Annotated in this window: 13 protein-coding genes and 1 pseudogene; 5 read left to right on the top strand and 9 right to left on the bottom strand. The window is 48.4% G+C overall.

The features are described 5' to 3' along the window. Positions 1–185: 185 nt before the first annotated feature. Positions 186–452 carry a DUF1801 domain-containing protein gene (locus ACLD72_RS22660; RefSeq protein WP_411002886.1) on the bottom strand — a complete coding sequence of 89 codons (267 nt, stop codon included), beginning with the start codon at positions 450–452 and terminating at the stop codon, positions 186–188. A gap of 102 nt (positions 453–554) precedes the next feature. Between ACLD72_RS22660 and ACLD72_RS22655 the strand changes: the two genes are divergently transcribed. After that, complete coding sequence (locus ACLD72_RS22655; protein ID WP_411002885.1) at positions 555–1061, top strand: DinB family protein; 507 nt, start codon at positions 555–557, stop codon at positions 1059–1061. 69 nt (positions 1062–1130) lie between these two features. On the opposite strand, the gene ACLD72_RS22650 is transcribed toward ACLD72_RS22655, so the two are convergent. The 3 genes from ACLD72_RS22650 to ACLD72_RS22640 form a co-directional block, all read right to left on the bottom strand. Further along, the gene (locus tag ACLD72_RS22650) at positions 1131–1730 is read right to left on the bottom strand and encodes a TetR/AcrR family transcriptional regulator (protein ID WP_411002884.1); all 600 of its coding nucleotides are present in this window, start codon (positions 1728–1730) and stop codon (positions 1131–1133) included. A 37-nt stretch (positions 1731–1767) separates the two neighbouring features. Next, entirely contained in the window at positions 1768–2196 is a 429-nt protein-coding gene (locus ACLD72_RS22645; protein WP_411002883.1) for a VOC family protein, read from the bottom strand. Between the two features lie 365 nt (positions 2197–2561). After that, the gene (locus tag ACLD72_RS22640; RefSeq protein WP_411002882.1) at positions 2562–3197 is read right to left on the bottom strand and encodes a DUF2628 domain-containing protein; all 636 of its coding nucleotides are present in this window, start codon (positions 3195–3197) and stop codon (positions 2562–2564) included. Positions 3198–3712: 515 nt separating this feature from the next. Between ACLD72_RS22640 and ACLD72_RS22635 the strand changes: the two are divergent. Together ACLD72_RS22635 and ACLD72_RS22630 are read left to right on the top strand one after the other, a co-directional pair. Continuing rightward, a pseudogene (locus ACLD72_RS22635) lies at positions 3713–4276 on the top strand (phosphotransferase); the annotation flags it as partial. A gap of 49 nt (positions 4277–4325) precedes the next feature. Beyond that, positions 4326–4709, top strand: coding sequence for a phosphotransferase (locus ACLD72_RS22630; protein ID WP_411002880.1), 384 nt, complete (start codon positions 4326–4328; stop codon positions 4707–4709). Between the two features lie 62 nt (positions 4710–4771). On the opposite strand, the gene ACLD72_RS22625 is transcribed toward ACLD72_RS22630, so the two are convergent. The 3 genes from ACLD72_RS22625 to ACLD72_RS22615 all read right to left on the bottom strand — a co-directional run bounded on the left by ACLD72_RS22625 (position 4772) and on the right by ACLD72_RS22615 (position 7353). Beyond that, a complete protein-coding gene (locus tag ACLD72_RS22625; protein WP_411002879.1) occupies positions 4772–5647 on the bottom strand; it encodes a DMT family transporter in 876 nt (291 codons plus the stop codon). Between the two features lie 327 nt (positions 5648–5974). Next, on the bottom strand, positions 5975–6277 hold the full coding sequence (locus ACLD72_RS22620; RefSeq protein WP_458476167.1) for a hypothetical protein: 303 nt from the start codon (positions 6275–6277) through the stop codon (positions 5975–5977). 461 nt (positions 6278–6738) lie between these two features. Further along, positions 6739–7353, bottom strand: coding sequence for a TetR/AcrR family transcriptional regulator (locus ACLD72_RS22615; RefSeq protein WP_411002876.1), 615 nt, complete (start codon positions 7351–7353; stop codon positions 6739–6741). Positions 7354–7509: 156 nt separating this feature from the next. Here ACLD72_RS22615 and ACLD72_RS22610 point away from each other — a divergent pair, with 156 nt between their 5' ends. Next, the gene (locus tag ACLD72_RS22610; protein WP_411002875.1) at positions 7510–7872 is read left to right on the top strand and encodes a winged helix-turn-helix transcriptional regulator; all 363 of its coding nucleotides are present in this window, start codon (positions 7510–7512) and stop codon (positions 7870–7872) included. Between the two features lie 63 nt (positions 7873–7935). Here the strand turns inward: ACLD72_RS22610 and ACLD72_RS22605 are convergent, their stop codons facing one another. Together ACLD72_RS22605 and ACLD72_RS22600 are read right to left on the bottom strand one after the other, a co-directional pair. After that, on the bottom strand, positions 7936–9360 hold the full coding sequence (locus ACLD72_RS22605; RefSeq protein WP_411002874.1) for a hypothetical protein: 1425 nt from the start codon (positions 9358–9360) through the stop codon (positions 7936–7938). A 609-nt stretch (positions 9361–9969) separates the two neighbouring features. Further along, complete coding sequence (locus tag ACLD72_RS22600) at positions 9970–10848, bottom strand: LysR family transcriptional regulator (RefSeq protein WP_411002873.1); 879 nt, start codon at positions 10846–10848, stop codon at positions 9970–9972. A 141-nt stretch (positions 10849–10989) separates the two neighbouring features. On the opposite strand from ACLD72_RS22600, the gene ACLD72_RS22595 reads away from it, so the two are divergent. Next, on the top strand, positions 10990–12414 hold the full coding sequence (locus ACLD72_RS22595) for a non-oxidative hydroxyarylic acid decarboxylases subunit C (protein ID WP_411002927.1): 1425 nt from the start codon (positions 10990–10992) through the stop codon (positions 12412–12414). Positions 12415–12421 lie beyond the last annotated feature (7 nt).

The raw sequence follows: 12421 nt of genomic DNA, 5'->3' as shown, positions 1-12421 counted from the left end.
AATTGATGCTACCTTACAAAGTGATTTTATTATAGGGTGAACGTTCAGTCAATATAAAATTATGGTACGCTGCCAAACGCACAAAAAACTCCCAGGACGGTGTTCCTGCGAGTTTTTGGGGATTGCGTCGTTTCGAACCGGTTTCGGCCAACACGGTTGGAAATTATCATGTTCGGTTTGCTTTGCTACAACGTGCTGGATGCCTGTAGCAATAGCCGGGCCAACATCACATAGTCAGGTGTATCGCCTTCGCGTATTTTCAGCCACTTCCGTTCAGCCGGGCCTTCGAATCCTTTGGGAAACTCCAGACCGCCTGCATTCATAATCATGAACGCAATCGCATCCTTGGAGGGCGAGATCACCGCCGCGTAATGACCATTTTTCAGAAAATGCGGTTTTTTGTACTGAATGCGTTCCTCGACTTCGGGGATGGATTCATGGCATTTGAACAATTTCCTAACTTTAGTAAAATAGTAAAGTAGGCTACTTTTGGGAAAGCTGTAGGGACTTAAGGAGCAACCTATTAAACTTTCATGAATGGGAGAGTGCGGCAAATGTATACAACTGTCAAAGGGTTTCTTAACGATTGGGAGCGGGAAGCATCACTTACGCTGCAGGTATTGGACAAACTGACAGATACTTCGTTGAATCAGGCGGTGTCGGAGGCACAGCCGCGTACGCTTGGCGAAATCGCCTGGCATGTCGCTCAGAGCGTCGGCGTATTTTTTAACCAAGTCGGGCTGAAGCAGGAGATTCCCACGGTGGAAAGCGGTTCCGCGTCAGCTATCGCAGAGGCCTACCGCCGTGCAAGCGAGTCGGCAATAGCGGAAATAAGCGCAAACTGGGCGGATAAGGACGACAAGCTGCAAGAGCCGATTAAGCTGTTCGGCTTCATGGACACCACCGTTGCCGGTGTATTGAATACGCTCGTTCGCCATCAGATTCACCACCGCGCTCAAATCACGATATTGATGCGTCAGGCAGGACTGGCGGCACCGGGCGTATACGGGCCGAATGAGGAAGAAACGGCGGCGATGAAAGCGGCACGGGCCAAGTCTTAACTAGCTATGATAAACCCTCGTTCCTAGAAGTCGGGAACGAGGGTTTTCAAGTTGCGGGTCTCTACGCAATCAGGAAAGATTCGTACTTTGTTTAAATCCTTCCAAGAATACAGTAAGAGTTTGCATGGTTTCATCCAACGCATTCGGCTGAGAGGATTCGTTGGCGAGCCAAAGTGCCGTCTCGTTCAATCCGCCTGAAATAAAATGTGTCATAACATCAAGGGGAACCTTTCTAAGGTACCCCTGATCCTGCATAATTCCAAGCTGGCCCCTCAACAAACGCATAGAATGGTTTTTATCCATTTCACGCCAAACTTCCCAGCCTAGAATCGCCGGGCCGTCTATCAACATAATTCGCCTATTCCGCTCCTCAACAGCGGCCAAAATGAATGCACGGCAACCAAGGTAAAGCTGCTGCCATACATCTTCGCTTGTTGAGGCTTCCTGCTCTACTTTTTCGGCAACCTCTCGCTGGACATCTTCAAGTACGACTCGAAACATTTCCTTCTTGCTGCGAAAATGATGATAAACCGCTCCCCGCGTCAAATTCGCTTCTTGAACGATCGACTCCAATGCGGCATTCGCATATCCATACGCTGTAAAATGTGCTCTGGCAACTTCGATCAGTTTTCGAATGGTCTCCGTAGTCTCCACCTTGTTTCTTCTCATAATGCAGTTCTCCATTTATAAAGCATTTCCGTTCCCCTTATTCCCATATATCTTCAGCATATTGACTGATAAAATCATTGGTCGGAGGAATGACGGTTATGATATCTATCAATATCCCGTTGGGATCGGAAATCATGAAATGCCGTTGCCCAAAATCCTCACTCCGGATATCAAGCTCCAGGGGAAGCTTGGCTCCGTGAATGAGACGCTCGTATTCCGCATCAACATCATCCACCTCGAAGTTAAGGATCAGCCCTTTCACCTTTGTCCGATATGCTTCTGGAATTGTAGGATGGCCGGCGTCGAGAACCGCCAACTCGAACGGCAAGTTCGTGCCGGGCATTTTCAAGCTGATATACCAGTCCGCCTCAAAAACCTTCTCAAATCCAAAGTTCCCCATGTAAAATGCGGCGGTCGCGGCAACTTCCTCTGTTAAAATGACGGAATAAAAACTTGATATTTTCACAATGAACTCCCCTCTCATTTGTAGTGGTTAAATAATAACATACATACAGTATGTATGTAAATAATAAAGCACAATTCCCGAAACTATATATTTTCGCAGCTTCTTCAAGTGTGGCCGTCATTCTAACGGTTGCCACAACCGCTATTTGTTCCAAAAACGTTGATTTCAGATTCTAACGGTTGCCATGGCGCTTATTTCACTTAAACCCGGCCAATATTGCTTAGATTAGGCAAATAACGGCGCTCACAACCATTAGAATTTATAAAAGGGCTTTTTTCGTAAAATAGCAACTGCTACAACCGTTAGAGTTCCGGCGGGCGATAGTATCGGTACGAAAACTTGAACTTCAGAAGTTAATCTGGAAATTAATAGGGCCACAAGTTGTCTTGTGCAAGAGTTAACTCTTCCAAATATCCCAGTATAATGGATCCAATTAGAAGCATAATCATTCCAAAAACAATGCCCCAACCGGAGGTTCCACCCTTTTGTTGAATTAGATTACGGCGAATTTCCGGATTTGCATGCAATAAAAGGATGTGATCAATCTCTTTTTTGGCTTTGCGGTAATACAATTTGTTTCCGAATATTCCGTTTAAGATAAAGATTGCTGTAAACGCATACCTAAGCGAGAAGCCCAATAACAGTTCAAACAATCCTAGCACGACGGCGATTCCTATGTATATCGCGCATTCGGCATACATTTTTCGATAACTGAACCATATAGGCGAAAAAAGAAAAGCCGGCCAACTCCATTTAGAATCTTTACGCCATTTTTCAACATATTTATCGCCGTGGGTATACAACCTTAACCATTCAAGTTCAGGTACATCATTAGGGTTTGATTTGTGATTTTTCCAAGTGGGGGCTTGAAGTTGATACATTCGCCCTTGATGCGTTTGTTGTTGATAAGCCTGTTGCTCCAGAGGTTTCCCACAGTTTTCACAAAAGCGAGCTGTCGAACTTGTACGCTGTCCGCATGAAGAACAATACCTTGCTTCCAAATAAATTCTCCTTCCTCAGCCATTATGATTCCCGTTCACCAGTTCATATTCCTAACAAACTTTTAATTAGAAATAGTCTATATGAACTATAGTCATATTCTACTACAAAATGGAATAGTGTCACTATGAATCATAGCAGTTGGTCCGTTGTTGAATGGAATAGGTGCAAAAAGTACAATTACTTATCCGGAAATGCTGCCACAACGCCTGTTTAAGTGTAAAACCTCAGACTGTTGAGAAAGTATTTAGACTTGTCAGTAATTTAAATTTTTGTGTGGTGGACCTCGCCTTCGCAAAGAAAAATCGATTTAAAACGATCTCAGGACCAAGTTTTTAAATGGAAATTTCGAATTCTGAGTTCAAACTTTTAGAAACGGGGTTTCTCAACAGTCTGATGATTTGCAATTAATGGTCAGAGTAGGGCCAATTAAAGCACATTTTTGTTCGCCATTCGACTAGCCCATTAGAGTTGATGATATAATGATTGCTGAAACAACTTAAGGAGCCTGTAACACATGGATACGACAAACCAAGCTTACTACCGAGCCATCCTGGCCGCTTATCCGCTGCCCTCCATCCTTCGGATCGAAGAGCGCGACAGCGGCAAGAACAACACCACCCGCTACATCGTCCTGGAGGACGGACAGGTTCAGGTGCTGCGCATTTATGAGAATCATCGGTCGACCCTGAAGCTCGCGGCCGAACACGAGCTGTTGCTCCTGCTGGCACGGCAAGGGCTGCCGTTTCAAATCCCTTGCCCGCTTTACACTGAGCAGGGTGGAACCTGGACGGCCGCGCCGGACGAAAAGCTGGCGGCCGTGTTCACTTACTTACCCGGCGTGAAACCAGCGGCCTACCGCCACGACCTGTCTTACGCCTACGGGCGGGTCGTAGGCCAGCTCACACAGGCCATGGAGGGGCTGCTGCTTGAAGCCGCCCCCTCTTATCCGTCATATGATGAGCTGCTCGGCCCGGACACGGAAGAAACGGCAGCGAATGCCCGCCGCCTCTATAAGACAGATCCGGCGCTCTCCGCGCTGGCGGGAGAGGCCGGCTTTCTGCTGGACGTGCTGGATTCGTTGTCCAGTCAAGCCGATTCCATCCGCCGCTTGGAGCGGCAATGGATTCATGGCGACTTTTCGTTACTCCAATGTTCTGGTGGAAGATGGAGAAATCCGTGCCGTGCTCGACTTCGAGTTCGCCACCCGCGACGTCCGGGCGATGGAACTCGCCGTCTGCCTGGCCGAACAGCTATCCGCTCCCGGCGGCCTCTCAAGAGCCGTCGTGAAAGAACTGCTGGCCGGCTACCGCAGTGTGCGCCCGCTGAAGGCAGAGGAGTCGGAACGGCTGCCCGAACTGCTCCAGCTCCGCAAGCTGGACGTCTTCCTGCACTTCCTGCACCGCTATCAGACCGGGCTCGGTCCGGCTTCGGTCCTTCAGGACCAAACGCGAAAATCCGCGGCCGTATGCCGTTTTATCGACACGCAAGCCGATTGGATCCGCAGCCTGTGAGCAGGAAGTTGAAAAAAAGAAACCTTTGGACTTGTGATCCGCAGGTTTCTTTTTGTGTTATTCTACTTTTTTTCCCGGATAACTAATAAAACACCAACTAAAATCAATATTGAACCTGCCCAAAAGGTTCCGCCTATGCTTTCTCCTAACAAAAGCCATCCAAGCCATGTTCCGACTAGCGGTTGAAAAAAGAAAAACAACCCTCCGCTTGAAGCATTCAGCATTTGTAAGCCGCGATTCCAAAGCACAAACGCACAGGCGGTTGAAATAATCCCCAAATATAACACCCCGCCCCAAATGGCCGGATGGGTCAGTTGCGAGAAATCAACTTCGCCTAAATTCATCCAGACAAAAGGAGTCAAGATGATGATGGCAACCAAGATGGAGTAAGTGGTCACCACAAGGGGAGAGTAATCGCTTGGAACACGTTTTAAAAGAACAGACATTAGCGCCCATGTTAAAGCAGCAACAAGCAGCGAAATTCCTCCAAGTTGATTAGACATGCTAATCTGACCGTTTCCCACAATCATGAAAACTCCAATGGTCGCTAACGCCACAGATATTCCCTTTTTGAAATCCAACCGTTCTTTCAGCAACAGCCTGGCGAAAACCACCATAAACGCAGGTGTCGAAGCAGTAATAATCGCTCCCATTTGCGCCGAAGATAAACTGGTGCCTATTTCTTGCGTAACAATCGAAATCGTATTGCCAATAATCCCAATGATAATGATTAATAGAAGGTCACGCCTATGAATTCTCCAGGACAGTTTTTTTACGAAACCGATAAAAAGCAGTGCGATAATTGCTACTAAATATCGCATCCATACTAACTCTAATGGAGGGATGGCAGCTACTACAACCTTTACAACAACATACATTCCACCCCAAATGCTGGCGGCTATTGCCAAATATATAGAACCTAACAATGTGTTTTTCAATTTTCGCACCCTCCGTTTTAAGTTTAGGTCAATAAAAGCCCCTAACGGAGAGAAGTAGTTACCTTAACTCCACTAAGGGCGGAGAAGTGCTACTGGTACATCATTTTCAAATAATGGAGTCCAAAGCATGTATATTCACCTCTGTTACAAAATTCAGGTATCACTTCTATAACAATTGCTTCAAATTACCTTGATCGTTTTCCCACTCGGGGTTAAGAATACCACGTTCCAATTCGCGGAATATCCCCTCCTCCATCCTCTTGCTTAGCTGCAAATACTTGTCCGAAAGCGGATGATCATACCCGAAGTAATGGCTGATTCGTCCGGTTAGCGAATCATCCTGGTGCTCGGTGCTCCATTCGAAGAGCTCCGTGTACAGTTGCGGTAATTCCTCTTGAGCTCCATGAACAAACCGAGCGGGCTTAGTGGACTGCTTAGCTTAAGCTCGAGCAAATCATGCAGTACGAGCAGTTTATGCTCTATAAGTTGCTTGTCCTCTCCCCATTCACGTTTCTCATGTTCCAGCGGGGCGGCTCTCTTAATATCCGAGATAAGTTCATGGAAGGACAGCTTCACCATCTGCATGGATACATAAGCCCACCAATGACTCCCGGTCCCGATACTATGCAACTCCCACCCTGGGTTCCACAAGATCTGTTTAATGCACTCCCGCTGACTTTCCCCATATGCGGCAATGCCTATCAGGAGTCCTGCATTACAATCCGTTGAAGCCCGATCTCCCCAAGCAAGCAACCTCGGAACGATGTCAGAACCACTGAACTTAAAGCAAAGCGCCGACAAAAATTCAGGGAATAACGGCTGCGAGAATACCTTCTCCAGATCGTTCCTTGAGATCGCCGCATCTCATCGCGGGGTCGAGCAGCATAACATATTTATAATTTCCGGGCTGCTCCCGAAAAAGCCTAAAAAGTGCCGCAGCGTCTTCACGGCCACCATATAACGCAATAACTTTACAATAGGAAGCCAGTATAGCTGCAGAAACTCTTGGCTGGCTGCCGAGAAGACGGCCAAGTTGTTCCGTGTATGGAAGTATCGTACTCTCCTCATTTCTAATACAGGTAATTCCCAAGTCAGCCCGCCTTGGCAGCTAACGCATCCCAGACGCTCATCAGCTCTGTGATGGCTGCGTCAATGACCTCGTAAGGAACGCCGTCCCGGGCTTGTGTCGAAATTCCTCGCAGAAAGGTTTCAAATAAAATAACCACCATGGAAATATCCGTGGATACAGGCAACTCCCCATTGGCTACGGCCCGTTCTATGCAATCATTCAGCCAACCGCGGACCCTCTCCCGTTCCTTGGCCAGCATCTCCATGATGTGCTTTTGCTCGGGAGAACAATTTACGGCGGACAAAACCAGCAGACAACCTAAAGGATGGGAGTTCTCCGTCTGCATCTGCGCTGATTGCCGCAATCCCAGTTCCATGGCCTCTTTCGCAGATATGCTCGTATCCCTGAAAATTTCCGAGACATGTCCATAAGTCGATATATATCGATCCACCGCTTCGCGGAATAGCGCTTCCTTGGATTCGAACGCCGCGTAAAAACTCGCCGCCGATATATTTCCCATCCCCGCCCGCAACTGCGCCAGTGAAGTGGATTCATAGCCGTATTCCCAGAACAGAAGCATGGCGGCAGCCACTGCCTCGTCTCGATTAAATGCGCGTGGACGTCCCGTTCGCGGCATAAGATGACCCCCCTTATTATTTTTATACTAATCGATCCACAACTCCTTGACAAGGGAGCATGCTTCAACTTAATATATGGAATGATCAATCCGTAATTTAATTCAGCTTAAGGAAGAAATTTTACTTCAATACTTCTGAAAAGGATGTGTTGATAGATGATCAACTTTAGAAACGAAACTTATCGCTGTACCTCGGAAATTGTGCTCGGCTTAATCAGCGGGAAATGGAAAATCGCCATTTTAAACCACTTAGCCAAAGGCCCGATACGGTATAATGAACTACGGCGGCTGCTCCCTGAAGCGACCCAACGCATGCTTACGATGCAGCTCAGAATGCTGGAAAGCGATGGACTCATTATCCGCAAGGTTTATCCGGTTTCACCGCCAAAAGTGGAATATGATTTGTCCGAGCTCGGCAAACAATTGGCTCCCATGCTTTTGATGTTATGCGATTTTGGCACCACCTATATCGAGAGCTTTCCCGATGAAGTATCGAACACCAATCCTAAGCATGCCTAAAGAAAATTAGTCAAGAGGTACCCTGAGAGGGCACCTCTTGACCACCAATCCTCCTTTTTAGACTTACAGCACCAAAAACTGTGTTCCAAACCCCTTGCCGGAAACATAAGCCGCTTCCAGCTCCTCCTGATCCCCTGTGTCCAGTAAAACCACATTTTCGGGATACAGCTTCCCAAGCAAAGCCCATGACACAAGCTCATTTCCGCCGGTCGGAATAAAGTGGATGCCGTCCGTATTCGTCACCAATCCGGAATGCGAGAGTATGTCTATCGCCCGATGCAAGCCGATGGATGTTCGTTTCACCAATGCGGCATCAGCATTGTCGTTACCATGCGGCCGATATAAAAACCGATGTCCCCGAAAAAGCTGGCCGAGGTCTACCGTAAACTCACGGCCTTCCATTTCCAGGCTGAACCGTAGGGTTGTTCGATCGTCTTCCCTATTTGGCAGCAACCGGGCGATGGATGGTTCATCGTAAAGCTCTCCGGAAACAGGAAGCGCGGTCTTGTCCACCGGTGCACCCTTTCCCGCCTCGTTTCGCGGCGCGGCATAATAGTCTTCATATTCATAATCGAAAGAAATCGCGGCCAAATCTTGTGTGTCTTCTGTCTGTATCGTTTTAACCGGATGCCACTTCAGCAGATAACGCGCCGCCGTACCGGCCGGCTCCCCCAAACCCGCCGGCAAGACGGTTCCCAGACGGTATTGGAAGCCGTAACCGGCTTTGGTTAACCCTGAACTGACCACACTTTGCGCATACCGGACGATCGCTTTGTGCGTCAACTTTTTCCCGAGCAATTGCGTTAAAAAGCTCTCCCGGGCCGGCTCCAGAAAACGCAGCCCTTTGAACTCCGTATATTCCTTGACTTCAAACGGAACTTCCTCCCAATTGGCGAACGGAAGCAAGGCATCCCGCAGCAAAACGAATTGATGCAGGTACTCATTATAAATCTGCATGACCCGCGGGCCGCCGAAGGGTCCCCAAACCTGAGCAATAGCCTCCGGAATCAGGGCATGACCATAACAGTGGCTGCGAAATTCCAACTTGCCTAGCGTTTCCGGCCCATACTTAGCCAGCGTCTTCTTCTCGGCATTAATCTCCCGGGCCCAGCTTACCAATTGCTCGCCGATGCGCACTGCCTGAGCCGTAATCTCGGCGCCAGCTTGATCCTCAAGAGCCAATGGCCCCAGCGGCAAAGATGACACGCGTCCGGAAATCGCCAAATTGGCCTGAAGGCTGTCCAAGAGCACCGCCGGATCGCTGTTTACCGGTTCGCCAAGCTGTACCAGCATCGCCTCGAGCATCTTATCGAGCTCCATAACAACCTCTTTTGCCCGATATACACCGGCAGGCAAACTCCAATCCAAGGCCGCGTTTACGCCTTGTCTGATGGAGTCGCTGGGATATTTGCCGATGAGCGGCTCAATATCGATAGCCTTCCCCCATACGATTCGCTTATCTTTCAAAGTAAGTTGATATTCCTGCATACTTTCGCACCTCACCTAAGTGTTTTTTAACGATCTTCCCGCTCGGCGAAATCTGGATCGATCGTTCTGTATGTAGGTTATCAGGTACCCCAACGCTTGAACAGTACGCACTTTTTTGTATGATCCGATCATTTTTGTAAGGTAGGATACATTTTGATACTTGGGTTATTTTGAACATTAATTGCGGCGCAACCTAAAAATCGGTGCTTGACGGCGCTTGATTTCGGCGAAATAAGGTTATTTCAGCACTAACGTTGCATTAACTTTTGCTCAAAATTTCCCGTAAAAGCTACCCGGAAATCTAACGGTTGTAGCAGTGGCTATTTTCCAAAAAAAGACCTTTTCTACATTTTAACGGTTGTGAGCGCCGTTATTTGCCTGAATCTAAGCAAAATAGCCGGATTTAAGTGAAATAAGCGCCATGGCAACCGTTAGAATATTTGTGTGACTAGAAAATGTATCTTGTCAGATCAGATTTAATGCAACGCTAGTGTTATTTCAGTCCATTAGCCTAGGGTTGTGTATTTTATAAAGCAGTACATAGATTGGAAAATATCGTCTTGTTATTTTCACTTTTTCACCTCACTTGATTTCATTAATACAAAATGCTCATTTAAACAACTCAAGATATTCTTTGGCCGCTTTGGACAAGTACCCGCTGCTGCGGTAAAAGACGAACGGCTCGGAGCAAAGCGGACAGTCAGTGATTTGCAAAACCTTGTAGTTGCCCAGCGGACTTAAGTCCAAAACGGATTTAGGAAGCAACGCCGCCCCGAATCCGCTGGTAACCATGCTGAGCAGCATCGCCGAATCATGGCATTCACATAAAATGCGCGGAAACTCACCCAGATCGGCAAAACACTTCATAATCCGCCCGTACATCCCTTCACTGCAGGCAGAGCGCAGCACCATCAGGGGCAGGTCGGCAATTCGTTGAAAGCAAACCGTTTCCCGCTCACGGTCCGTCAAACTCCAATGCTTGGGTATCACCAGCACAAAAGGATCCGGCGGCAAGCGAAACGAGCTTAGGCCCTTTACCGGAAGCGGGCTGCTGCTAATCGCAATGTCTATCTCCCTGTTCTCCATCAATTCTCCCAGGCGGACCGGGTCCCCTTCCCAGACTTTATACTGCATATCGGGGTATTTTACGCGCATGCGCCCCATATTGGACAGCATTAATGACGCACAGTACAGACTTGAACCGACAGAAATGAATCCGTGCGCCTCCTTGTTCATTTCCTGCATTTCCGTTACCAGCTCGGAGAAACTGGCAAGCAAAAGCTTAGCGTTTTTATAGAGCACTTCCCCTTCGGGAGTCAGACTCACCTTCCGTTTATGCCGTTCAACCAACATTACGCCGAGTTCGTCCTCCATCCCCTTAAGCTGCTTGCTGAGCGGCGGCTGCGCCATATGCAGCCTTCTTGCCGCCGCCGTGATCTTGCCTTCTTCCGCGATCGCCACAAAGTATTTCAACTGTCTGATATCCATAGAGGGCCGCCTCCAATCCTTATATAGCCAAAAAGTATGTACAACATAGCCAACAGATATTTTAACTATATTAACTCTCGCTCTACACTGTATGTAAGAATTTTAATAAACAACCAATTTATGAAGGAGGGGTACCGCTCTATGGCGTATCAAGATCTCAGGGAATTTCTAAGTGTACTTGAACAGGAAGGGCAGTTGCTGAACATTGAAGAAGAGGTTAAACCCGAACCCGACATTGGAGCGGCCGGACGCGCTGTGGCTAATTTAGGAGGAAGCTCGTCGGCGCTTTTGTTCAAAAACATTTACGGATATCAAAACGCGCGCATAGCGATGAACATGATCGGCTCCTGGGAGAATCATGCGCTGATGCTCGGACTGCCGAAAAACACGCCTGTCAAAGAGCAGTTTTTTGAATTTGCCCGCAGATTTGCCAAGTTTCCGGTTGCCGTAAAACGTGAGACTAAGGCGCCTTTTCAGGAAAACCAAATCACCGAGGATATCAATCTGTTTGAGCTTTTTCCTTTGTTCCGGCTGAACCGGGGAGACGGCGGATTTTACATCGATAAAGCCGTCGTAGTCTCGCGGGACCAATACGACCCTGAACATTTCGGCAAGCAAAATGCCGGCGTTTACCGCCTTCAGGTGAAAAACAAGGATACCTTGGGCATTCAGCCGGTGTCTCAGCACGACATTGCCGTTCACCTTCGCCAGGCGGAAGAAACAGGGCAAAATCTCAAAGTGGCGATCGCGTTGGGCTGTGAACCGGTGATTACCACCGTGGCAGGCTCGCCGATTCTGTACGACCAGTCCGAATACGAAATGGCCGGAGCGATCCAGCAGGCGCCTTATCCGATTGTCCGTCTGGAGCACGGAAACCTGGACGTCCCTTGGGGAGCCGAGATTGTGCTGGAAGGGGAAATCATCTCCCGCTACCGGGAGTTTGAAGGTCCGTTTGGCGAGTTCACCGGACATTATTCCGGAGGCCGCGCAATGCCGATTATCAAAATCTCCAAGGTTTACCACCGCACCGATCCGATTTTTGAACATCTGTATCTCGGCATGCCCTGGACGGAAATTGATTATATGATGGCGATCAACACCTGCGTTCCTTTGTACCAGCAACTGAAGGATGCTTATCCCGAGGAGATCGAGGCGGTAAATGCGATGTACACGCACGGGCTGCTGGCCGTGATTTCCACCAAAACCCGTTACGGCGGATTTGCCAAAGCCGTGGGTATGCGCGCACTGACAACACCCCACGGACTCGGTTACTGCAAAGTCATCATCGTCGTTGATGAAGATGTCGATCCGTTTAATCTGCCCCAGGTCATGTGGGCCATCTCTACGAAAATGAACCCGAAATATGACGTCGTTGTCATACCGAACTTATCCGTGCTGCCGCTTGATCCGGGTTCCGACCCCGCCGGCATCACCGATAAACTGATTATCGATGCAACCACGCCGAAAGCACCGGAAACGCGGGGCCATTATTCGCAGCCGCTCGACTCTCCAATAGATACGGACTTATGGGAGAAAAAGCTGGCTGAATTGCTCAGACAGAAATAACCGTGCA

It is taken from the genome of Paenibacillus lacisediminis (genome assembly GCF_046567315.2).
The sequence above is the reverse complement of the archived record's forward strand: the minus strand, read 5'-3'. Positions and strand labels throughout refer to the sequence as shown.

Excerpts from the sequence above, each read along its gene's own strand:
- ACLD72_RS22655 (WP_411002885.1), top strand. The coding sequence starts at position 555 with ATGTATACAACTGTCAAAGGGTTTCTTAACGATTGGGAGCGGGAAGCA.
- ACLD72_RS22650 (WP_411002884.1), bottom strand. The coding sequence starts at position 1,730 with ATGAGAAGAAACAAGGTGGAGACTACGGAGACCATTCGAAAACTGATC.
- ACLD72_RS22630 (WP_411002880.1), top strand. The coding sequence starts at position 4,326 with ATGGCGACTTTTCGTTACTCCAATGTTCTGGTGGAAGATGGAGAAATC.
- ACLD72_RS22615 (WP_411002876.1), bottom strand. The coding sequence starts at position 7,353 with ATGCCGCGAACGGGACGTCCACGCGCATTTAATCGAGACGAGGCAGTG.
- ACLD72_RS22610 (WP_411002875.1), top strand. The coding sequence starts at position 7,510 with ATGATCAACTTTAGAAACGAAACTTATCGCTGTACCTCGGAAATTGTG.
- ACLD72_RS22605 (WP_411002874.1), bottom strand. The coding sequence starts at position 9,360 with ATGCAGGAATATCAACTTACTTTGAAAGATAAGCGAATCGTATGGGGG.
- ACLD72_RS22600 (WP_411002873.1), bottom strand. The coding sequence starts at position 10,848 with ATGGATATCAGACAGTTGAAATACTTTGTGGCGATCGCGGAAGAAGGC.
- ACLD72_RS22595 (WP_411002927.1), top strand. The coding sequence starts at position 10,990 with ATGGCGTATCAAGATCTCAGGGAATTTCTAAGTGTACTTGAACAGGAA.